Genomic DNA, 22,043 nt, shown 5'->3' on the forward strand with positions numbered 1-22,043 from the left:
GAGGTTTTCCGGCGCTCGTTCGTCCTCGGAGCAACAAGTCCCCTGTCTCGGAGCAAAAAGTCCGCTGTGCGGGCCATCGCGGGTCGACAAGGGGTGATGCTCAGTCGCGTCCGTAGATGTCGCGGGTGTACACCTTGTCGGTGACATCGTGCAGTTCAGGCGTGCGGCGATTGCTCACGATGAGATCCGCGCGCGCCTTGAAGTCGTCGAGATCGCGCACCACTTCTGAGCGGAAGAATTCGTCATCGCCCAGGGTGGGTTCGTAGATGATCACCTCGACGCCCTTGGCCTTGATCCGCTTCATGATGCCCTGCACCGCGGAGGAGCGGAAGTTGTCCGAACCCGACTTCATGACCAATCGGTAGATGCCCACCACTGTCGGATTGTGGGCCAGGATGTCGGTGGCGATGAAGTCCTTGCGGGTGGTGTTCGCCGCGACGACAGCGGAGATGAGGTCCTGCGGCACCTGCGCGTAGTTGGCAAGTAGCTGCTTGGTGTCCTTGGGCAGGCAGTATCCGCCGTAGCCGAATGAGGGGTTGTTGTAATACTGCCCGATCCGGGGGTCCAGCCCGACGCCCTCGATGATCCGGGCCGCGTCGAGGTTGCGTACCGCCGCGTAGGTGTCCAGTTCATTGAAGTAGGCCACCCGCAACGCCAGGAAAGTGTTGGCGAACAGCTTCACGGCCTCTGCCTCGGTGGACGGCATCAGCAGCACGGGTACGTCCTCCGCGAGTGCTCCTTCGGACATCAGGCCGGCGAAGGTCTTGCCGTCGTCGCCCTGGTCGCCGACGATGATCCTCGAGGGGTACTGGTTGTCATGCAATGCATGACCCTCGCGCAGGAATTCGGGCGCGAAAAGAATGCGCATGTCGGTGTGTCCGGCGCGAATCTGGTCGGTGAATCCCACCGGAATGGTCGACTTGATGACGACCAGGGATTCCGGTGAATGTTCGGCGACCTCCTCGGTGACGCTTTCCACCGAACGCGTGTCGAAGAGATTCGTGCGGGTGTCGTAGTTGGTGGGCGTGGCGATGATCACCACATCAGGGTGGTCATAGGCGATGGTGGGGTCGGTCGTCGCGGTGAGCGACAGACCATTGCCGGACAAGGCCTCTTCCAGTTCGGCGTCGACGATTGGGGACTTCCCCTGGGCCACCGCACCGATCCTGCCGGTGTCGATGTCCATGAGGACCACGTCATTGTGTGTGGCGAGCAGCGCCGCATTCGACAATCCCACATAACCTGCACCGGCAACGGTGATTCGCATCTGTCTCCTCATGGAGCATCAATTCGCTGGATCGGGTCAAACCTGTTGGAGCATATCGAAGGGTTCCCAGTGCTCAGAAGAGCTCGTCCTGGCCTTTCGGTGGGGCATATACCGGGTCGATGCCCTCGAAGATCTTGCTGACCGACTTACCGCCATGAATGTGGTCGATCGCCTCGGCGAACAGCGGGGCAACGCTCAGCACCGTCAGTCCCGGCCACCCTGTGGGTGCCGGAACGGTGTCGGTGGTCACGACGCCGCGGATGAAGGGCTCCGCCCGCAGCCGCTCCACAGCCTTGCCGGCGAACAACCCATGGGTGCAGGTGACATAGGCATCCAGCGCGCCCTGGTTCTTGAGCTGCCGGGTGAGTTCCAGGATCGACCCGCCGGTGGCGATTTCGTCGTCCATCACGATGGCGTGCTTGCCGACCACATCTCCCACGATGGTGTCCACCACCACATTGTCATCGCCGAAGCGCCGCTTCGACCCGGCCGCCACGGGTACGCCCAACAGCCTGGCGAAAGTGGACGCGCTCTTGGCGTTGCCGAAATCGGGGCTCACCACGACGGCGTTGTCACAGTGCCCGTGGAAGTACTGGGCGAGGATCCCCATGGCGGTCAGCTGGTCCACCGGCACGCTGAAGAAGGCCTGCACCTGCGGTGCATGGAGCTGCATCGTGAGCACCCGGTCGACACCGGCGGTGCTCAGCAAGTCAGCCACCAGGCGCCCGCCGACGCTGATGCGGGAGGCATCCTTCTTGTCCGAGCGCGCATAGGAGTAGTGCGGGACCACCGCAGTGATCTGCGCCGCCGAGGCGCTGCGTGCCGCCTGGATCATCAGCAGCAACTCCATGAGATTGTCCTGGGTGGGCTTCACGAGGGGCTGGACGATGTAGACATCGCGCTGGCGCACATTCTCGAGCAGCTGCGCCTGCAGGCAGTCATTGCTGAAACGGCTGAGCCTGGCCGGGGACAGCCGAAGTCCGAGATGATCGCAAATGCTCTGCGCAAATTCCTCGTGCGCCGAGCCGGAAAACACCACGATGTCCTTCAAGGTCATCCTTCCCAAGGGGCCGACCCGCTCAGCCTAATTCCTGAGCCGTGCAGCATGCCTCGGGGATGGCCGGACAACAGGTTGCCAGCGCCATCCTGGCGGCCCCGGCGTCGGTCGTATTGCCGGTTGGCCCGAACCGAGAATGGGCGGCTCAGCCCGCCGTGCACCCGTGCGTGCATGCGTACGGCCTTGTCACCCCTTCGTTAAGGTCGTGTTACCAGACCCTGTAGAGAGTCTTAATGGTGCTAATTTCACCGGTGGTCTTTCCATCTGGAAACAAACTCAGTGGAACCTAGCAGCCGAGCTGATCTCGGAGGGTGCTCATGCAAAAGTTCAACCGTTTGCCGCGGAAGGCGCTCCTGCCGCTCGTGGCAGTCACGGCCGCCTTCGGGCTGTTCGTCTCCGGGTGCGGCGCCCGGGTGGGGGAGGAATCAGCCGCCCCCTCGCAGCTGGTGAAATCCTGTGTGAACACCTCTGGCTCCAAGATCAAGGTGGGGTTCCTCAACTCGCTGTCGGGAACGATGGCCGTCTCGGAGAAGACGGTGCGTGACTCCCTCGACATGGCTGCGGCCGAGATCAACGCCAGTGGCGGTGTGCTGGGCAAGCAGCTCGACATCGTCGGCGCCGACGGTGCGAGCGACCCGAACACCTTCGCCCAGAAGGCCGACCAGCTGATCCGTTCCGACTGCGTCGCTGCAGTCTTCGGTGGCTGGACCTCCGCATCCCGCAAGGCCATGAAGCCGGTCTTCGAGAAGGACAACGGCCTGCTCTACTACCCCGTGCAGTACGAGGGCATGGAGGATTCGCCGAACATCTACTACCTCGGTGCCGCGCCGAACCAGCAGATCGTTCCTGCGCTGGACTGGATGAAGTCGAAGGGTTACAAGAGGCTCTTCCTGGTCGGTTCCGACTACGTCTTCCCGCGCACGGCCAACAAGATCATCCAGGCTTATGCCAAGTCGCACGACATGCAAGTGGTCGATGAGCAGTACGTGCCGCTGGGTGCCACCGACTTCACCACCATCGCCAACAAGCTGAAGAACTCCGGTGCCGATGCGGTGTTCAACACCCTCAATGGTGATTCGAATGTCGCCTTCTTCCGCCAGTTCGCCTCGATGGGCCTCAACCCGCAGAACATGCCCACCGTCTCGGTGTCCATAGCCGAGGAGGAGATCCCCGGCATCGGGCTGAACAACATCGAGGGCCAGTACACGGCTTGGAACTACTACCAGACCCTCGACATTCCCGAGAACAAGACCTTCGTCGCGGACTTCAAGAAGCGCTACGGCCAGAATCGGGTCACCAGTGATCCGATGGAGGCCGCCTACTCCTCGCTGTACCTGTGGAAACTGGCCGTTGAGAAGGCCGGATCCTTCGATGTGAACAAGGTGAGAGATGCCTCCGGGGGCATCTCCTTCAATGCCCCCGAGGGGAAGATGACCATCGACGGCGAGAACCACCACGTGTACAAGACGCCGCGAGTCGGCCAGATCAACAGCAATTCGCTGATCGACACGATCTGGCAGACCGACGCCCCCATCAAGCCCGACCCCTACCTCAAGGGCTACAGCTGGGCCCAGGGCCTGAGCTGATCCCGGACAGCGAAAGAGAGATACGGAATGGACATCATTGTCGGTCAGCTCTTCGCGGGGCTGAGTGTGGGCTCCGTCCTGCTTCTGGCGGCAGTCGGCATGAGCCTGACCTTCGGCCAGATGGGCATCATCAACATGGCCCATGGTGAATTCATCATGATTGGCGCCTACACGACGTACATGGTGCAGCACGTGATCAGCAATCCGGGGTGGTCCTTCGTCGTCGCACTGCCCTGCGCCTTCCTCCTGGCTGCCGTCATCGGCGTCATCCTGGAACAGAGCGTGTTGCAATACATGTACTCAAGAACCCTCGACACACTGCTGGTCACCTTCGGTGTGTCGCTGATCCTGCAGCAGCTGGCGCGCAATGTCTTCGGCGCCCCCGCGGTGTCCATCGACATCCCCACGCTGCTGTCCGATCATCTGACGATATTCGGCGCCACCGTTCCGGTGTCGCGCATCTTCATCATCGTGCTGGCGGTGGTGCTGGTACTGCTGCTGCAACGCCTGCTCAAGGCCACCCAGCTCGGACGCCAGATGCGCGCCGTCACGGTGAATCGTGAGCTCGCCGAAGCTTCCGGTATCGCCACCCGTCACACAGACCGGCTCACCTTCGCCATCGGCTCCGGTCTAGCAGGTGTGGCCGGCGTGGCCATCACGCTGATCGGTTCGACCACCCCGACGCTGGGTTCGAACTACATCGTCTACGCCTTCCTCGTCGTGGTCGCCGGCGGTCTGTCGAACATCTGGGGCGCAGTGATCGCAGCCTTCGCGCTGGGCATCATCCAGTCCGCCATCGCCTACGAGTCGACGCAGAGTGTGGCCACCTGGGTCAGCTTCCTCGTGGTCGTGATCTTCCTGCAGTTCCGTCCGCAGGGCATCTTCAGCCTCAAGACAAGGAGCCTGGCGTGAGCAATCCGATGAGTTCCCCTGCTCGCGGAGCCAATGCGGTGGGCGCAACGCGCGATGCACCGCATGCGGGGCCCACACGGCCCAGTTGGATCCTGTTCGCGGTCCTGTTCATCGTGCTGGCGCTGGTGCCGTTGTTCCTCAACGACTTCAGCACCGGCCTGATGGCCAAGTTCTTGTGCTACTCGATGGTGGCCGTCGGCCTGGGCCTGCTGTGGGGCCGCGGCGGCGTACTGAGCCTTGGCCAGGGCGTGTTCTTCGGTCTGGGCGCCTACATCATGGCGATGCACATGAAGCTCGCCGATGCCTCCGCCAGCGGCGGCAATGGCGTTCCGGACTTCATGCTCCTGTACGGCAGTGGTCAAGTGCCGTGGTGGTGGGAGCCCTTCCGCAGCCCGGTGTTCACCATCATCGCGATCTTCTTGATCCCGGCGCTGGTGGCCTGGGGTCTGGGTGCCGCAGTGTTCACTCGGCGGGTGAAGGGCGCCTACTTCTCGATCCTCTCCCAGGCGCTCGTCGCGGCCTTCTCGCTGCTGCTCATCGGCGCACAGACCACCACCGGCGGTTCGAACGGCCTGAGCGGTTTCACCGGCTTCTTCGGATTCGCACTCTTCGACCCGAAGAACCAGCTGACGCTGTTCTACATCGCACTGATCGTGGCCTTCATCATGGTCCTCGCCACGGGTTTCCTGATGTACTCCCGCTTCGGCGAGGTGCTGGTTGCAGTGCGCGACACCGAGGAGCGGGTGCGCTTCCTCGGCTACGATCCGGCGTCCATCAAGACCTTCGCCTTCGTCTACGGCGCTGTGCTGGCCGGTGTTGGTGGCGCACTCTTCGTGCCCATCGTGGGGATCATCTCGCCGTCGGACATCGGCGTGACGCCCTCGATCATCTTCCTGCTCGGTGTGGCACTGGGTGGTCGCTCCACCTTCCTGGGCCCGATCATCGGTTCGCTCATCGTCTCGATCGCGCAGAACTCCTTGTCGAACGCCTTCCCCGATTTCTGGGTGTACCTGGAAGGCGCGCTGTTCATCGTCGTGATCGCCCTGCTGCCGGGTGGCCTCGCCTCGATGGGCGGAAAGTTCTTGCGCAAACGGCGCCGAACACCGGCGAGTGATGCCCAGGGCGTGGCATCGGCCACTGGAACTGAGGAGTTGGTGACCCGATGAGCCCCCGCGAATCGCTGCACGACGCGAAGGACCTGGACGTCAAGATCGAGGATCTGGTGGTTGCCTTCGGCGCCTTCCACGCCGTCGACCACGTGGATCTCGACGTCGCAGAGGGCCACGTGCACTTCCTCATCGGCCCGAATGGTGCGGGGAAGACCACGCTCATCGACTCGATCACCGGGCTGGTCCCCTACACCGGGAAAATCACCGTCGGCGGGCATGATCTGGCTGGCATGAGGGTGCAGGACATCGCCCGGCTCGGCATCGGCCGCTCCTTCCAGACCGCCACGGTCTTCGAGCGTCAGACGGTGCTGCAGAACCTCGACATCGCCTACCGCGGTGGACGCAGCTGGACCTCGCTGTTCACGCTGCGCCGTGGGATTCCCGAGCGGATCCATGAGATTCTGCAGGTCATCGGGCTCACCGATCACATGAGCGAGCTGGCAGGGGCGCTCTCGCACGGTCAGAAGCAGTGGCTGGAGATCGGCATGGTCATGGCGCAGGACGCCAGGGTGGTGCTGCTTGACGAGCCAGTCGCAGGAATGACTTTGGAGGAGCGCGACCAGACCGGAGAGCTGCTCAAGACGATCTGCCCTGGGCGGGTGGTCATGATCGTCGAGCACGACATGGAGTTCATGCGGAAATATGCCGACGCCGTCACGGTGATGGCCAGGGGTTCTGTGCTCGTGGAGGGCTCGGTCGAACAGATCCAGGCGGACAAGCGGGTCCAGGATGTCTACCTCGGGGCAGCGGAGGCGGTCTGAACATGTTGAGTATCGAGGGCCTTGTTTCGGGCTATGGGCGCACGAAGGTGCTGCACGAGATTTCGCTGGAGGTTCCCGACGAGGGGCTGGTGGCGATCCTCGGGCACAACGGGGCTGGCAAGTCCACGTTGATGAAGACGATCATCGGGCTGATCCGCACCCTGCATGGCACGATCATGTGGGACGGCGAGGACATCTCCAAGGTGTCGCCGCATGAGCGGGTGCGCCGCGGAATCGCCTATGTGCCGCAGGGCCAGCAGTCCTTCGGGCAACTCACCGCGCTGGAGAACATGGAGCTGGTTGCGGGATCCAGCCACGCGCCGAAGAGCCTCATCGACGACATGATGGATCGCTTTCCTGATCTGCGTGAATACGGCTCCCGCAAGGCAGAACTCATGAGTGGTGGCCAGCGTCAACAATTGGCCATCGCCCGCGCACTGATCACCCAGCCGAAGTTGCTCATCCTCGACGAGCCTGGCGAGGGCATCCAGCCCTCCATCGTGGCCGACATCCGGCGCACCATTCTGGAACTCGCGGCGAGCGGCATTCAGGTGCTGCTGGTCGAGCAGCAGATCGACTTCGCGGTGATGCACTGCTCGCGGTACTTCGTGATGGCTTCGGGACGCATCCTCTCCGGGGGCAATGGTGGCCAAGAGTCGGTCAGTGCGGTGCGCGAGGTGCTGACCATCTGAGGTCGGTGTCATGCACCAGGAGTGTGTGGCCCTGCCAGGCTCAGTCGATGTCGGTCAGCACATCGAACCGGAGGCCGTCGGATCTGCCGAGGTAGACGGCTTGCTGGATCTCGTTCCCGCGGAAGCGCACTGTGCCGCGGGGGCTCCGGAAGCTGGTGCCGTTGACGACGCGGTCGAGTTGGGTGGTGCTCAGCGAGCCGGCCTTGCGGACCAGCGCGACCAGGGCGTCCAGGCTTTCGACGCACGACTCGGCGGGTCCGCACAGCGCGGGGGCACCGTCGCCGTAGAAACGGTAGTAGCGGCCGATGAAGTCCAGAGCCGGTTCGGTGGTGAGCGTGTTGAAGTAGGCACTGGCGGCATACAGCCCCTCATTGTTGGGGGCGCCGTTGGCCATCAGCACATTCTCGTCGGACAGCGGGCACAGCCTCACCACACTGTCCGGCAGGCCGGCCTGGGCGAAGGCGCGGTGGAAGTCCACCGAATTCTGCCCGATCATCAACGAGATGACGCCCTCGCAGTGGCTGGCGCGGATGGTGTCCAGACCGCATTGCATGCCGATCGGATCGGGTCTGCCGTAGGAGAGGAAGCGGTGTCCGGCGATGCTCACGCCGAGCGAGGCGGCGCGCTGCTCCAGCAGTTCGCACACCCGGCGGGGCCAGATGTAGTCGTCGCCCATCAGGAACCAACGGCGCACACCCAGGGTGGACTGGAACCAGCGCAGCGCGGGCAGCAGATAGGCCTCGGGTTTCTCGCCGGTGCAATACACGCCGTGTCGGGCCTCGCCGCCTTCGTAGAGCGCGGGATAGACATAGGGCACCCGGCCTGCGACCACGGGCACGAGGGCATTGCGCACCGACGAGATGTGCCAGCCGGCGATCGCCTGGATACCGCGATGCGAGATGAGCTGATCCACATCGCGGGCGATCGCCCCCGGGGCTTCGCCACCGTCCACCCACTCGAGTTCGATCTGCTGGCCGAGCAGTCCGCCGTCGTCGTTGATCTCCTGGGCTGCGAGTTCGGCGCTGGCCATCGCCGAGGGCCCATAGAGGCCGCCCGGCCCCTGGAGGGGGAGGACCATCCCGATCCTGTAGACCACGGATTCACCCCCGATCGCGTTGGTATGCAGTGCTCTGTTCTCACTGGCCGACTGTTGGTGTTCTGGCCGTCGCGTGAGGCCCCACGAATCTCCTCAAGCCTACGGGCGTCCCAGGGTCAGGGCGGGGCCGGCCAGCCCGAGGGCCGAATCGGCACGAGTGCAGGCGGGCCGACGCGGCGTCCAGAGGTTGGAGAAAGCCCTGTAACCTGTCGTTCACTTGACCAGATGTCTGACAAGTGATGGAGGTCGTGATGTCCATGGATACTGGAACCGCGCTGAGTCCTGCTGCCGACGCGCTCCACCAGATCCGCGAGGCACGCGCGCTCATGGCAGATGTGGCGTCCATGTCACGGGCTGTCGGGATCAGCCTCGAGGGTTTTCTGGCGCTCGCCGCGCTCGCCGAGGTGACACCTCAGGGCATGTCGATGACCGACCTGGCCAAGGCAACTGGCGCCACATCCCCGACGCTGACAAGGCATATCGACATCTTGGCCACCAAGTCCCTGGTCTACCGCGAGATTGATCCACGCGACCGGCGATCCACCTTCATCTACATCTCCAAACTGGGACTTGCCAGACTGGTCGCGTTGGCCGATGCGCTCGGCGGGGTTCGCTAGGACAACAGGGTCTCCACGGTGTCGAGCAGGTGCTCGACCTGCTGGGTGGAGCCGCCCAGACAGCGGACCAGCACCGAGGTGCCGGGAATGCCACCGACCCCGCAGCGGCAATTCGTCTCCGGGCCCATGGCGCCGCGGGACTCAGCGCACACTTCACGAATCCGCGCAACGTCGGGGAGGCCGTGAGCGACCACGGTCAGTGTGCCCAGGTGGGTGTGACCGGCCAGCACCGTGGGGGAGCACGGGTCCAACGCGTCCGGTTCGAGCACGAGGTTGTCCACCAGCGCCAGTCGGCCGTCGGCGAAGCGCACCTGTTGGCGCAGCCGCAGTGCACCGTAGCTGAACCGGGCACCATCAGGCGACCAACCGGCGGTGACCAACTCCCGGCTGACGAAAGTGGCTGTGGGATCCATCGTGACCACCATGTCCTGCACATAGCGGGCGTCGCGGTAGGCGATGAGGGGATGCGGCCGCAGGCTCAGCGTGGCGTGGGAGCCCAGGGTCACCGCGATGTTCTGCTGGGCGTGGTCGCGTTGGCATCGGTAGATCTTGGTGGCCGATTGCGCATCCACCACCGCAACGGCGTCTTCGGCAACCTCGATCTTCACGCTGTAGCGGTCACCGTCCACGAAGCCGCCGCCGGGGTTCACCAGCGTCCAGCGCGGCGTGGCCGGCCCCGCCCCGACGCTGGGATGCATCACCTTGAGCGCGCCGCGGCAGTACTGCTCCGCCGCAATGGTTCGGCTGCCGCGGTTGGCGAGGGTGAGGCGCGCCTCACCGGTCCGGGTCACCTGAGGTCGACCATCATCACGTTGTGACGCAGCCAGTCGAGCACTGCGTCGAGGCCTTCATCCGTTTTGAGGTTGGTGAAGCAGAATGGCTTGTCACCGCGGAAATGCAGGGAGTCGGCGCGCATCACGTCGAGGTCGGCACCGACGAAGGGCGCCAGGTCGATCTTGTTGATCACCAGGAAGTCCGACTTGATCATGCCCTGGCCTGCCTTGCGGGGGATCTTCTCGCCCTGGGCCACATCGATGACGTAGATGGAGGCGTCCACCAGCTCCGGGCTGAAGGTTGCCGACAGATTGTCCCCCCCGGACTCCACGAAGATGATTTCCAGATCGGGGTGGGTCTCGAGCAGCCCTGCGATGGCCTCTTCGTTCATCGAGGTGTCCTCGCGAATGGCGGTGTGCGGGCAGCCGCCGGTCTCCACGCCGACGATGCGGTCGGGGGGCAGCACGCTCGTAGCGGTGAGGATCCTGGCGTCTTCGATCGTATAGATGTCGTTGGTGACAGCGGCCATCGAGAATTCGTCGGTGAGCGCGCGGGTCATTCGCTCGACCAGCTGCGTCTTGCCGGCCCCTACCGGTCCGCCGATTCCCACCCGGATTGCCTGTCGTGACATGAATACTCCCTCCGTTGTCCTGCCGAGATTACGAGATGAACATGCGGCCGAGCTGGGTCTCGTGCTCGCACTGGTAGACGTCGAGCAGCGGGCTGCTTGCGCCGAGATCGTGCTCGTCGGCGTGTTCGGCGGCCATGACTGCATCCACGACCGGTGACGTCAGGCCGGCGAGCACCGCCTGCCCAGCCACCTGACCCAGGGGGATGGCGCGCACCGCGTTCTGCACGAGGCTGGTGAGGCAGGAGTACAGGTACAGCCCGCAGGTCTCCTGCCACGGCGCGCCCAGCCCGCAACCCACTGCAGCCGCCACCAGCGCCGGATGCGGATGAATGTGCCGCTGACCAGCAAGTTCAGCGAATTGTTGCACCACCGGGATGCCGAACCCATCTGCGGCGATCTGCAGCATCCGCCGGCCGACGGCGCTGTTGGCGCGCCGCGCCTCGGGTGCCATCACCGATGCCTCCAGGTAATCCGACAGATCGCACAGCTGTTCGGCGGACAAGTCCTGGGCGGCCAGCCGGGTCGCGAGGGCATCGTTGAGCACTAGCGACCCGAAAAGATAGGCCCGCAGCCACGCCGCGCAGCTGTCCGCGTCATGCACTACTCCCCTGACAAGAGCGGTCTCCATGCCGAAGGAGTGCGAAAAAGTTCCGGTGGGGGCGGCAGAGTCGAGGATCTGTGCGAGCGGCAACCGCCAGGGCGCGAAGGGGAGCGTCTGGTTCCAGTCGGGGTGAGAGGTGAACCCAGTCCGGCCGGTTGCTGTGTTGGCTGCGTCATTTCGGGAAGGCGAGCTACTCCTCGCAGTGCTCATGTCAGAGCCTTGCCATGAAGCTGGTCGGCCGAGCCGGCGGTCGGCGCAGCCCCTGGGCCGACCGCCTCTGACTCAGTGGGTGTGCTCGGCATGGTGGAAGGGCTCGGTCAGCACCCGCTCCTCAACCGAGAACGGCACCTCCTCGTGGCGCAGGTAGCTGATGGTCGTGTGGTCCTCGGGCATCACCATCTCGGTCGTGCCGTCAGCGTGGGTGCTGAACTGGGCGGGCATGTGGCGGTTGCCGAGGGCATGAGCCACCCGCCCCATCTGCTCGGTGCTCACCGGCGTGATGACGATCACCCTTGTGGATGCCACTTTGATCACCACGATGCCGTGATCGTTGCGGGCGATGAGGTCACCATCGGCGAGCACGGTACCGCGTGGCAGCCGCAGGCCGTACTCGTGACCGTGGTCGCTGCACACTCGTTGCACGGGCTTGCGCAGGTCCTCCTCGTCGAGACGCACGGTCTCCACGTGCAGACTCCTCAGTTCGGCAGCGTCGATGTCGACGACATTGCCCTGCAATTCCTCGATGATCACGATGTTGCCTCAGAACAGGAAGTAGCGCTGGGCCAGAGCCAGCTGGTCGGCCGGTTTGCAGGTGATCGGCTTGCCGTCCACGCTCACCTGATAGCTTTGCGGATCCACGTGAATGTCAGGCGTGGCGCTGTTGTGCACCATGTCGGCCTTGGTGAGCTGGCGCACGCCATGCACTGCTGCCACCTCGCGGTGCAGACCCGCTTCCGCTGGCACCCCGGCGTCCACTGAAGCCTGCGACATGAAGGTCAGCGAATTCTTGCCCGGCGCGGCGCCGAAGGCCCCGAACTGCGGGCGCATCGTGAGCGGCTGCGGCGTGGGGATCGAACCGTTCGGGTCACCCATCACGGCGTCGGTGATCTGGCCACCCTTGATCACCATGAACGGCTTCGCCCCGAAGAAGGCGGGTTCCCACAGCACCAGGTCGGCCCACTTGCCCACCTCGACCGAACCCACCTCGGCGGCGATGCCCATCGCGATGGCCGGATTGATCGTGTACTTCGACACAAAACGCTTGATGCGCTCGTTGTCGTCGAACTCCGAGTCGCCCTCCAGCGAGCCGCGACGCTGCTTCATGCAGTCGGCCACCTGCCAGGCGCGCAGAATCACCTCACCTGCGCGTCCCATTGCCTGGGAATCCGAGGAGACCATGGAGAACACGCCCATGTCATGCAGCACGTCCTCGGCGGCGATCGTCTCCGCGCGGATCCGCGAGTCGGCGAAGGCGATGTCCTCCGGCACCTGCGGGTTGAGGTGGTGACAGACCATGAGCATGTCGAGGTGCTCATCGATGGTGTCGGTCGTGTAGGGAAGCGTCGGCGTTGTGGAGCTGGGAAGCACATTCGCCAGCCCGGCCATCCGGATGATGTCGGGTGCGTGGCCTCCGCCAGCGCCCTCGGTGTGATACGTGTGGATGCAACGCCCGGCAATCGCCTTGATGGTGTCCTCCACGAAGCCGCACTCGTTGAGTGTGTCGGTGTGGATTGCCACCTGCACGTCGAACTCGTCGGCGGCGCGCAGCGAGGTGTCGATCGCCGAATGGGTGGCGCCCCAGTCCTCGTGAATCTTCAGGCCCATCGCGCCGGCTCGCAGTTGCTCGGCCAGCGGCTCAACCCGGGACGCATGGCCTTTGCCCAAGAAGCCGACATTCATCGGGAAGGCCTCGGTGGCCTGCAGCATCCTGGTCAGATGCCATGAGCCGGGCGTGATGGTGGTGGCGTTGGTCCCGTCGGCCGGGCCGGTGCCGCCGCCGATCATCGTGGTGACGCCCGAGGCCAGCTCGGTCCAGATCTGGTCGACGCTGATGAAGTGCACATGGGCGTCGATGCCGCCAGCGGTGAGGATCTTGTTCTCACCCGCGATGACTTCGGTGGATGCCGCGATCGGGATGTCCACGCCATCCTGGATGTCGGGATTGCCGGCCTTGCCGATCGCGAAGATGCGCGAGTCCCGCAACGCCACATCGGCCTTGTAGATGCCGGTGGCATCGATGATGAGGGCATTGGTGATGACGGTGTCGGGCACGCCCTGGTCGCGCACCAACTGGCCGTTGTGGCCCATGCCGTCGCGGATCACCTTGCCCCCGCCGAAGACCACCTCGTCGCCGTAGATGGTGCAATCGCGCTCGACCTTGGCCCACAGATCGGTGTCGGCCAGGCGCACCGAGTCGCCGGTGGTGGGTCCGTACAGTGCGGCATAGGTCTGCCTGGAAAGTGTGCGGCTCATGACTGCAATCTCGTTCCGGCGTCGGGGGCATCGGTAACCGGCGATTCATCCTGGGACGAGTCGCCGGTGGGCAGCTCGGATGCGGGGGAGGTGACGTCCGGTGAGTGGGCACCTGCGGGGCCTGTGGCGCCCGGGCCGGGATCGAGTGGTCCATCGACCTGGTCGTCGAGGCCGTAGACCCGGCGGGCGCCACCGATGGCGACCAGCTGCACGGTCTGCGCGTCGCCCGGCTCGAAGCGGATGGCGGTTCCAGCGGGGATGTCCAGCCTGAAACCCCTGGCCGCGTCCCGGTCGAAGTGAAGCGCGGAGTTGGTCTCGGCGAAGTGGTAGTGCGAGCCCACCTGGATCGGCCGGTCGCCGGTGTTGAGCACACTGAGCTCAATGCTCGGCCGCCCCGCGTTGATCTCGATCGGCTCCTCACCGAGGTGAAATTCCCCTGGAATCACGCTCAACCTCTCATCTGATCGGATCGTGCACCGTCACGAGTTTCGTGCCGTCCACGAAGGTGGCTTCGATCTGCACGGTGTGCAACATCTCGGGCACGCCCTCCATGACATCATCCCTTGTCAGCAGGGTGGCGCCGAGAGACATGAGTTCCGCAACGGTGCGACCGTCGCGGGCCGCCTCGATGAGCTCTGCGCTGATGTAGGCGGTGGCCTCCGGGTGGTTGAGCTTCAGGCCCCGTTCGCGTCGCCTGTGGGCGAGGTCTCCGGCGACCACGATCATGAGTTTCTCCTGCTCGCGGGGCGAGAGCTGCATGGCGACCTTCCCGTCGGTTTTGCTACCAAGTGAAAGCGAGTTTAGCCGCGGCTCGCCGGCTCGGATCCATGTTCCGATTCTTGCCGCAGCGGCGGCCCGAATGAGGCTGGAGGCCTCAGTCGCTGATCTGCAGATCTGCAGACCAGCGCTCCTCGACATGACCGATCCGCCACACGCCGAGTGCAACGATCCAGGCCAGCAGGAACAGTGCGACGATGCCGTATCCGGCGATGTCGAGCGGAATGGCAGCAATGTCGGCGAGCATCCCTGTTTCGATGTGCGCCTGGTCTGCGAGCACACTGACGATCTCGATTGTGCCGATGGCAAGGGCAACGATCACTGAGATCGAGGTGATGGTGAGGTTGTAGAAGACCTTGCGCACCGGTTTGAAGAAGGCCCAGCCGTAGGCGCCGTTCATGAGCACTCCGTCGAGGGCATCCATCAGCGACATCCCAGCGGCGAAAAGCACCGGCAGCACGAGAATGGCGTAGATCGGCAGGTGAAAAGCCGCAACTCCACCGGCCAGCACGAGCAGGCCGACCTCGGTGGCCGTGTCGAAGCCAAGACCGAAGAGCACTCCGATCGGGTACATGTGCGCGGGTTTGCGCACCGACCTGGTCAGCCCGCCGAGGAAGTGGTTCATGAAGCCGCGCTGGTCGAGGCTGTGTTCCAACTCGGCCTCATCGAACTGCCCCCTACGCATCCCAAGAAAGACGCGCACGATCCCGATCAGGGCCGCGAGGTTGAGGATCCCGATGATCCACAGGAACACCCCTGACACCGCTGAGCCGATGATCCCGGTGACGGTGCGCAGCGCGGACCCGCCATCGCTGAGCTGGCCTGCCAGCGCACGGATCCCAACACTCAGCAGGAATGCCAACGCGAAAACGATCGTCGAGTGGCCCAGCGAGAACCAGAAACCCACGGACAAGGGGCGGCGCTGAAAACCGAGGCTTTCGAACTCCCGGCGTTGACGATCAGTGAGCAGCTTACGAGTGGTGTTGTCGATGGCGGCGATGTGGTCGGCGTCGAAAGCATGGCGCAACCCGAAGGTGTAGGCCAGCAACCCAACTCCCACGGTGAATACCGGAGTGCTGCCGCCCAGCGCGTAGTGCTTCGGCGCCACGAGCACGAACAGCACACCGAAGCCGATGAGGTGAAGCGCGGCGATGACAGCAGCCATCCCGGCCAGCGACCTTCGGTCCTCTGGCCCCAGCGAGGCGAGCATGGCTTTGACCCTGGCTGGGCCCGAAGGTGCCTCGTTGAGAGTCGTCGTGCTCATCTGGTATTCGATTCCTCTCTCGCAGTGCTTCTCGCCACAGGCCGTGTCAAACCCTACTCAGGGCGGTAGGGCTGTAACAGCGGTCAGCCTCAGCCCCGTGCAGAGTGCGCAAGACCATGCGTGTCGACGATCTCGTCGTCGTACTCCTCGGTGAGACCGTGGGGTGTCTTCTCCCATTGGAATGGCGCATAGATGAGCTGAATCGCTGCCCGCCAGGCCGCCACTGAGTGAAGCAGCCAATAGATGGGCAGGAACACGGCGAAGAAGGCGATGCGCCAGTTGTAGCGGCGCCAGGCCGCACAGCCAGAACTGATTATCATGGCCAGATTCATGACGATCATGTTGAACATCCCGAATACGAGAAGCGGCCAGGGTATCCAGATCGGGAATACCGGGCCGATAAGCCATGCGAATGCGGTGAAGAGCAGGGTAATCGGATATAACAGGAAGGAGATGGGGGTGCCAAAAATGAGGCCGAACATCGCAATGGAGGCTCGTATGCCATTGCGCTGGACCCAACGCAGGGGACGCCGCAAATTGATGGCAGAGGTGATGAGGTAGCCCTTGATCCACCTGGTGCGCTGCTTGATCCACGGCACTAACTCAGGGGTGGCCTCCTCCCAAGTCGTAGAGCGGATCATGTCCACGCGATAGCCTGAAGCAGTGAGACGCAGTCCAAGGTCGGCGTCCTCTGTGACGTTGTAGGGATCCCACCCGCCAACCTCCATGAGCGCGCTGCGCAAGAAATGATTGGACGTGCCGCCGAGCGGCATTGGAGTATTCAACACATCCAGTCCGGTGAGCATGGAATCGAACCATTGCGCGTACTCGATGGAGAACATACGGGTGAGCACGTTGTAGTCAGGATTGTAGAAGTTCAGTGAGGCTTGAACGCAGGCCAGCGTTTTTGTGGAGCTCCCATATTCACGGAGAAGTGCGTCTTGCCTGAAACTGATGAGTGCCCGCTTGAGCTGGTCGGAATCGGGGCGATCCTCCGCGTCGTAGATCACCACGTATTCGCCCCGAGCCAGCTGAAGCCCGTAGTTGCAGGCACGTGGCTTGGTGCGGGGCTCGCCGTCGGGCACAATGACGAGTCTTACCCACGGCTGGGGACGCGCGGTCCGAGCGGCCTCGATTGTCTCAGTATCTGTTTCTTCGAGAAGAACCATGACATCGAGCTTGTCGTGCGGGTAGTCCAACTCACCGATACTTCGTATTACCTGGGCCAGTACGCCTGCCTCTTTGTAAACAGGGATGAGAATCGAGTAGATGGGCCATTCATCGTCGAGCTGTTTGTGGTGTGTGGAATTCTGTTCCGGCGGGGTGGGTAGCGCGGTGAGCGGGTGGGATTCTGCCACGAGGCGCGCTTCTGCTGATCTGAACCGATTGTCGCGGATTCTCCTGCCCGGCCTGGCACAAGCCGCCGCCACCTTGAACCCTACATTGGCGAAGAAGAATACATTGCCGACGGCGAAAAAGATGATGACCATCCGCTGCCAGCCCGTCAGGAAACCGATACCCCCGAGCGCGATGAGGATTGCCGGAAACGCCATCTGCCAACTGTGCAGACCGTCTCGGGCCGAGAAGCGGGGATGATCCTCGGCGAGTCTCTCGGACGCCTCAACCCTCAGTTGTTCCCGCAGTTCCCGTTGGGCAGCGGCGATTGTCTCATGACTCGCAGCCAGAAACCCCAGGTTGTCGAAGTGCACGCGATCTTGGTTTTTCTCGGCGAGCTCATCACGAATGGCCATTTCCATCGAGACGCCCACCGGCTCAGAGGCAGCAATCCACAGTGTCGTGCCTTCCAGACACCAGGGAATCGAGTTGCGTTCTACATTCACGGCATCAGCGCCGTAGCCCATGCGAATGAGCAGTTGGGGATCAGCCATCCGGGAGTCAATCGTGGGCATCCCATGGTCACTTGATGGCATGTCGGGCGACAGATTGTGTCCTTTGCCGAGGGTTGTCATCTGTCAGTCCTCACAAGAATCGTGATCTCCTCGTTGCGGTATGCGATTCGATAGTGGCTCCGGACCTCTTCGGGGGCCATTGCCTGCCGTACAGCATCGGATTGATTGGAGCTCATCCATATCCATCGTGCGTGGCCGAGCGGATCGGCCACCGCCTGGTCGAAGAGGGTGTCGTCGGCGCGGATGTAGAACTGACGGAGCGGAATCCCGATCTGGGGAAGATTGGCATTCTTGTTGATGGTCTCATCAAGGAGTATGCCGCCGCCGTCGTAGTGGTCGTGCAGCCATTCCGCGGCATGGCGTGAGTAGGTTCCAGCGTCCCAGGACTCGGCGGCTTCGGTGAGAACCAGAGATCGCTCGGTCGGACGCTGCAAGATCCACATCGACTGGGCCACCAGCGCGATCATGAGGGAAGCACCGCACAGAACTGCCACAGCCCGAATTCCCGGTGTGGGTATACCTGTCTTTCGGGCGGCGTGGGCCAGCGCTTCGACGCCGGCGCCGGTGAGCAGGGCGATGGGAAGGATGCTGGCCATGCCGAAGCGGTTGTTCCAGGCATAGGAAGCCCCCGTGGCCTTGTTCCAGATGATCGCTTGTCCGGTGTACAGCGCAACAACCAGGAAAAGATAACTGGATGCCGATGTCACAAGGAACAGCAGAGGCAGGAGCCTGTGCGGTCTGAATAGCACCACGAGCAGTCCCATCGCGGCAACAACCAGCGGTACCCAGCCCGCGCTCGACGAGACCGCCATGTTCAATGTCCGTATGGTGGCTGCGAGATGTGCTTGCGTACTCGTTCCAGCGGAGATGACGCCGGTTTGCTGAGCATTTGCTGAGTACTCGCCGCTGAGGAACTCCAGTGGCTGGTGGAAGACGACCCAGTTGAACCCCACCCACCACGACATCGCAAGTAGCGGCGGGGCTATGAATCCCACCATCATCGCAATCGTTCTGGAGGCCTTGCCATTGCTCCGCCGGTAGCTCAGCACACCCACGAAGACGGCTCCGGTGACGGCGAGCGCCCACCCTTCGTAGCGGCACAGAGCCGCCAGAGCAGCGGGGATCCCGCAGAAGATGGCGGCTTCCCCGGGGCTGGAGAGGCGGCGCCGGGTGGCAAGGGTGGCGATGCCCGCGAGGCTGGCCGACATGCACGCGATGAGTACCGGCTCGGTAAGTGCAGTAGAGGACAGATACAGCATGGTCGGGTTGACGACAACCACGCCGACTGCCGCCAGCCTGCCCAACCGACCGGCTCCCCACCTGGCCATGACTCTGTAGAGACTCGCAGCGGTGACACCCAGGCACACTGCACCGAGTATCGCTGCACCCCAGCCGGTGTGCCACAGCCACAGGACAAGAACAAGAGGTGCCAACAGCAGGTGAGGAACCGGCAACCATACCGTGCCGAGTTGGACCAGGCCGGGGGTGCTGCGAGTGTCGAGGAGTTGCCGGGCGATGGTCAGATGCGATTGAGCGTCGGAATACGCCAGGTTGAAGCCGGTGCGTACGATGAATGCCGATACCACGAGGGAAACCAGGGCGGCAATGATGCCGATAGGGACGCTGCCAGGAACTCGCCTGCCTGTTGCTGGGCTGTCCCAGTCGCTCCACACGGCCGACAACCCATGGCGCGTATTCGGGATTTCAGTGCGAACGAGTTGATATGTCGCCGTGGTCGTCGTGGGTACCTCGATTCGTCCTTTGGTTCACATGAGCATGTCTCGGGCTGGAGGACGATTCAGGAACCACATTTGTCACGATTGTCGCGAGTCAGCCTAGAGCTGACTTTCGACTGATGCCAAAGATCAGTGAGGGATGTTTACGCATCTGCGGTAGATCACATCACGTGCTTTCAGGGCGAAATGGAATGAACCCATGACACCCTGTCGGGGGCGACGGGGGACTCCGCCGGGCACCGGCTCAGTCGTCGAGGCCCTTGAGCCAGCTCTCGAGCACCGTGACGCCCCGCTCGGCCACCAGGGACCCGAGCCGTGCTGCGTCGTGGCGTATGGTGCGGGGATCGATTCCGGCATCGCCGAGTTCCTGGGTGTGACCGATCAGCCAGCGCTCAATGTGGTCAGGGCGAACCTCGATGTGGAACTGGAAACCGAGCAGGTTCGGGCCCAGCGCGAATGCCTGCTCAGTACATATCGGCGTGCTGGCCAGCAGTTTTGCACCCATGGGAATTTCGAAGTGATCGCCGTGCCAGTGCAGCACCGGCTGATTGGCGAAGGGCGCCAGGATCGAGTTGCGTCCGTCAATGGTCAGTTCCAGCGGCGCGTAGCCGATTTCCTTGGTGCCGGTCGGCGCCACTCGCGCGCCCAGAGCTGAGGCCATCAGCTGGGCGCCGAGGCAGATGCCCAGGGTTGGCCGACCGGAATTGACGCGGTCAGAGACGGTCGCCAGTTCCTGGGCGAGCCAGGGATAGCGGTCCACATCGCCCACACCGATGGGACCCCCCAGCACGATCGCAAGGTCTGCCGTCTTGATCGGAGCGAGGTCGTCAACACCCGCTTGGAGCACCTGGATCTCGTAGCCGTAATCGAGCAGCACCGGTTCGTATGCGCCGAGATCTTCAAATGCAACGTGCTGGACGACCGTCAGTGTGGGCATGTGCCCATGCAACCACAATCCCGCTTCCGTATTTGCGGGAGTTTCACGTGCTGAGGACGGTAATTCGGGGTCTCACGAGCAAACTGTGCGGAATCCAAACGCGCGATTGCCTGTAGGACGCCTTCTGGGCCGTTCCAGGCATCGCACACTGGGGTCCGAATGGAATCGAATTGCCCACAAGGTCACCGTCACTTTTCCAGGCACTCGAACAGCGACGCTCCACCGCTCGCCATCGTGGATGCGGGCAGCTGAGGTGCGTGGAGGAAGATGTAGTGGTGACAAGAGATGATCTGGGTTACGAGGTGGAGCTTCCCCAACCTGTGCAGCGTGTGGTGAGCCTCGTTCCATCGCTCACCGAGGCCCTCGCCGAGTCGGTACCGCAGCTGCTGGTGGGGTGCACCGACTGGTGCGTGCGCCCGGCTGACATCGAACGGCGCGCCGGGCACGAGGTTGTCCGTGTACGCGGCACCAAGAACCCCGATCGCGAAGCCATTGCCGCATTGCACCCGGATCTGGTGATCGCCAACCAGGAGGAGAATCGCCGCTTCGACGTGGACAAGCTCCGCGATGCCGGCGTCCCTGTGTGGGTGACAAGCATCGATACCGTGGACCAGGCGTTGAGCAGTCTTGGCCGGCTCTTCGACCAAGCTCTCGGCGTGGCCCCGCCCGACTGGTTGGTGCAGGCTCGAAACAACTGGCTCGAACCCGATCCGCCCATCACCAGGACCGCCATCGTGTGCATCTGGCGCGACCCCTGGATGGTCATCGGCCCAGACACTTATGCAGCCGATGTGCTGCACCGCAGCTGTGTCGGCTTGGCACCGCTCCCCATCGAGGACTGGCAGCACGCCCGTTATCCCAAGCTCGAGCTGGATGCCTTGAAGGCCAGTGGCGCCGACCTCGTACTGCTCATGGACGCGCCCTACTCATTCACCCCGAGCGATGGCCCCGAGTGCTTCCCCGGCATGGATGTGCGGATTGTCCCTGAGCGTCCGCTGGCCTGGTACGGCCCCGCGCTCGCCGATGCCCGCGCGCAGATACAGCAGCTCGTCGGCTGAGGACCACTCCAGCTCAGTTGCGCTAGCTCAGTTGCGCTCCACCGGCGCCATGAGCAGGGCCTTGCCGTGGGCCAGGTAGGCCTCATCGTTGAACTCGTCCACCAGCACGCGTTGGGCCGCGAAGCCCAAGATGAGCCCCACCAGCATCTGACCCAGGCCATTCACGCGTTCGTGGGCGACGCCGTTGCACTCCGCCCATGAGCCGAGGGTCGCATCGAGGGCATCGCGCAGTTGGGTGAACTCAGCACGCAGGTGGCGTCCCAGTCCATCATCGGTGAGGGCGCCAGAGCCGAGTTGCACCAGTAGATCTGCCAGGTCGGTGTCGAAGCGCAGCGCTTCCACGGCGAAGCCGAACAGTTCGGCGGGGGAGGAGGGGTTGTCGGCGTAGGCGTCGATCGCAGTGAGTGGCCAGCGCATTGCTTGATGAGCCACCTCCACCACGATGGCCTGCTTGTTGGGGAAGTGGTGATAGATCGAACCTGCCGAGGTGCCCGATTCGGCGATGATGTCGGCTATCGAGATGCCGGAGACACCCCGGGTGCGAATCAGCTCGGCCGTGGCCTCGATGATGGCTTGGTGGCTGCGGATGCTGCGCGGTTGCTCGGGCACGGTCCCCATCGTAGAAACCGCTTGCCAAGCGTGAAAGCATGGGTGTGGCGGTCGGTTGCGGTGTCCGCGCCGACCAGACAACAAGTGAACAGATGGAACAAGCAGAACCTCAGTACA

The 22,043-nt window shown here is 63.4% G+C and carries 21 protein-coding genes and 1 pseudogene; 7 read left to right on the forward strand and 15 right to left on the reverse strand.

Translation table 11 applies throughout. The features are described from left to right. Positions 1-100: 100 nt before the first annotated feature. Positions 101-1,267 (reverse strand): nucleotide sugar dehydrogenase, encoded by a 1,167-nt coding sequence (locus tag ABF648_RS03430; protein ID WP_415630896.1) that lies wholly within the window; start codon positions 1,265-1,267, stop codon positions 101-103. Between the two features lie 73 nt (positions 1,268-1,340). Continuing rightward, a complete protein-coding gene (locus ABF648_RS03435; RefSeq protein WP_415630922.1) occupies positions 1,341-2,318 on the reverse strand; it encodes a ribose-phosphate diphosphokinase in 978 nt (325 codons plus the stop codon). Positions 2,319-2,641: 323 nt separating this feature from the next. Here ABF648_RS03435 and urtA point away from each other — a divergent pair, with 323 nt between their 5' ends. The 5 genes from urtA to ABF648_RS03460 are packed head-to-tail and all read left to right on the forward strand — an operon-like array spanning position 2,642 to position 7,444. Continuing rightward, a complete protein-coding gene (urtA, locus tag ABF648_RS03440; protein WP_415630897.1) occupies positions 2,642-3,910 on the forward strand; it encodes an urea ABC transporter substrate-binding protein in 1,269 nt (422 codons plus the stop codon). Positions 3,911-3,937: 27 nt separating this feature from the next. Then, positions 3,938-4,822, forward strand: a complete 885-nt coding sequence (gene urtB / locus ABF648_RS03445; protein ID WP_415630898.1) for an urea ABC transporter permease subunit UrtB — start codon at positions 3,938-3,940, stop codon at positions 4,820-4,822. Then, positions 4,819-5,988: an urea ABC transporter permease subunit UrtC gene (gene urtC / locus ABF648_RS03450; RefSeq protein WP_415630899.1), complete on the forward strand. Its 1,170-nt coding sequence runs from the start codon at positions 4,819-4,821 to the stop codon at positions 5,986-5,988. The genes urtB and urtC overlap by 4 nt, the downstream gene beginning before the upstream one ends. Then, on the forward strand, positions 5,985-6,752 hold the full coding sequence (gene urtD / locus ABF648_RS03455) for an urea ABC transporter ATP-binding protein UrtD (protein ID WP_415630900.1): 768 nt from the start codon (positions 5,985-5,987) through the stop codon (positions 6,750-6,752). The genes urtC and urtD overlap by 4 nt, the downstream gene beginning before the upstream one ends. Before the next feature lie 2 nt (positions 6,753-6,754). Next, entirely contained in the window at positions 6,755-7,444 is a 690-nt protein-coding gene (locus tag ABF648_RS03460) for an ATP-binding cassette domain-containing protein (protein WP_415630901.1), read from the forward strand. 40 nt (positions 7,445-7,484) lie between these two features. On the opposite strand, the gene ABF648_RS03465 is transcribed toward ABF648_RS03460, so the two are convergent. Beyond that, positions 7,485-8,522: a substrate-binding domain-containing protein gene (locus ABF648_RS03465; protein WP_415630902.1), complete on the reverse strand. Its 1,038-nt coding sequence runs from the start codon at positions 8,520-8,522 to the stop codon at positions 7,485-7,487. A 275-nt stretch (positions 8,523-8,797) separates the two neighbouring features. Here ABF648_RS03465 and ABF648_RS03470 point away from each other — a divergent pair, with 275 nt between their 5' ends. Continuing rightward, positions 8,798-9,157, forward strand: a complete 360-nt coding sequence (locus ABF648_RS03470; protein ID WP_415630903.1) for a MarR family transcriptional regulator — start codon at positions 8,798-8,800, stop codon at positions 9,155-9,157. On the opposite strand, the gene ABF648_RS03475 is transcribed toward ABF648_RS03470, so the two are convergent. From ABF648_RS03475 to ABF648_RS03525, 11 genes and pseudogenes are all read right to left on the reverse strand, one after another. Continuing rightward, positions 9,154-9,948, reverse strand: coding sequence for an urease accessory protein UreD (locus tag ABF648_RS03475; RefSeq protein WP_415630904.1), 795 nt, complete (start codon positions 9,946-9,948; stop codon positions 9,154-9,156). The two genes, ABF648_RS03470 and ABF648_RS03475, sit on opposite strands and share 4 nt — an antisense overlap. Continuing rightward, the gene (gene ureG / locus ABF648_RS03480) at positions 9,945-10,562 is read right to left on the reverse strand and encodes an urease accessory protein UreG (RefSeq protein WP_415630905.1); all 618 of its coding nucleotides are present in this window, start codon (positions 10,560-10,562) and stop codon (positions 9,945-9,947) included. The genes ABF648_RS03475 and ureG overlap by 4 nt, the downstream gene beginning before the upstream one ends. Before the next feature lie 28 nt (positions 10,563-10,590). Continuing rightward, positions 10,591-11,373: an urease accessory protein UreF gene (locus tag ABF648_RS03485; protein ID WP_415630906.1), complete on the reverse strand. Its 783-nt coding sequence runs from the start codon at positions 11,371-11,373 to the stop codon at positions 10,591-10,593. A 72-nt stretch (positions 11,374-11,445) separates the two neighbouring features. Further along, a complete protein-coding gene (locus ABF648_RS03490) occupies positions 11,446-11,913 on the reverse strand; it encodes an urease accessory protein UreE (protein WP_415630907.1) in 468 nt (155 codons plus the stop codon). Between the two features lie 9 nt (positions 11,914-11,922). Then, positions 11,923-13,635, reverse strand: a complete 1,713-nt coding sequence (gene ureC / locus ABF648_RS03495) for an urease subunit alpha (protein ID WP_415630908.1) — start codon at positions 13,633-13,635, stop codon at positions 11,923-11,925. Between the two features lie 140 nt (positions 13,636-13,775). Then, positions 13,776-14,081: pseudogene (locus ABF648_RS03500) on the reverse strand (urease subunit beta); the annotation flags it as partial. 10 nt (positions 14,082-14,091) lie between these two features. Then, positions 14,092-14,394, reverse strand: coding sequence for an urease subunit gamma (locus tag ABF648_RS03505; RefSeq protein ID WP_415630909.1), 303 nt, complete (start codon positions 14,392-14,394; stop codon positions 14,092-14,094). A gap of 115 nt (positions 14,395-14,509) precedes the next feature. Continuing rightward, positions 14,510-15,676, reverse strand: coding sequence for a HoxN/HupN/NixA family nickel/cobalt transporter (locus tag ABF648_RS03510; RefSeq protein WP_415630910.1), 1,167 nt, complete (start codon positions 15,674-15,676; stop codon positions 14,510-14,512). 89 nt (positions 15,677-15,765) lie between these two features. Then, complete coding sequence (locus ABF648_RS03515) at positions 15,766-17,646, reverse strand: glycosyltransferase (RefSeq protein ID WP_415630911.1); 1,881 nt, start codon at positions 17,644-17,646, stop codon at positions 15,766-15,768. Next, a complete protein-coding gene (locus ABF648_RS03520; protein WP_415630912.1) occupies positions 17,643-19,172 on the reverse strand; it encodes an ArnT family glycosyltransferase in 1,530 nt (509 codons plus the stop codon). Before ABF648_RS03520 ends, ABF648_RS03515 begins: the two co-directional genes overlap by 4 nt. Positions 19,173-19,566: 394 nt before the next feature. Next, the gene (locus ABF648_RS03525; protein ID WP_415630913.1) at positions 19,567-20,259 is read right to left on the reverse strand and encodes a glutamine amidotransferase; all 693 of its coding nucleotides are present in this window, start codon (positions 20,257-20,259) and stop codon (positions 19,567-19,569) included. Between the two features lie 275 nt (positions 20,260-20,534). Here ABF648_RS03525 and ABF648_RS03530 point away from each other — a divergent pair, with 275 nt between their 5' ends. Next, positions 20,535-21,317: a helical backbone metal receptor gene (locus ABF648_RS03530; RefSeq protein ID WP_415630923.1), complete on the forward strand. Its 783-nt coding sequence runs from the start codon at positions 20,535-20,537 to the stop codon at positions 21,315-21,317. A gap of 27 nt (positions 21,318-21,344) precedes the next feature. Here ABF648_RS03530 and ABF648_RS03535 read toward each other — a convergent pair whose 3' ends face one another. Beyond that, a complete protein-coding gene (locus ABF648_RS03535) occupies positions 21,345-21,926 on the reverse strand; it encodes a TetR/AcrR family transcriptional regulator (RefSeq protein WP_415630914.1) in 582 nt (193 codons plus the stop codon). Positions 21,927-22,043: the final 117 nt, after the last annotated feature.

Source organism: Propionibacterium sp., assembly GCF_047719395.1.
In the GTDB taxonomy this organism is placed as follows: Bacteria; Actinomycetota; Actinomycetes; order Propionibacteriales; family Propionibacteriaceae; genus Propionibacterium.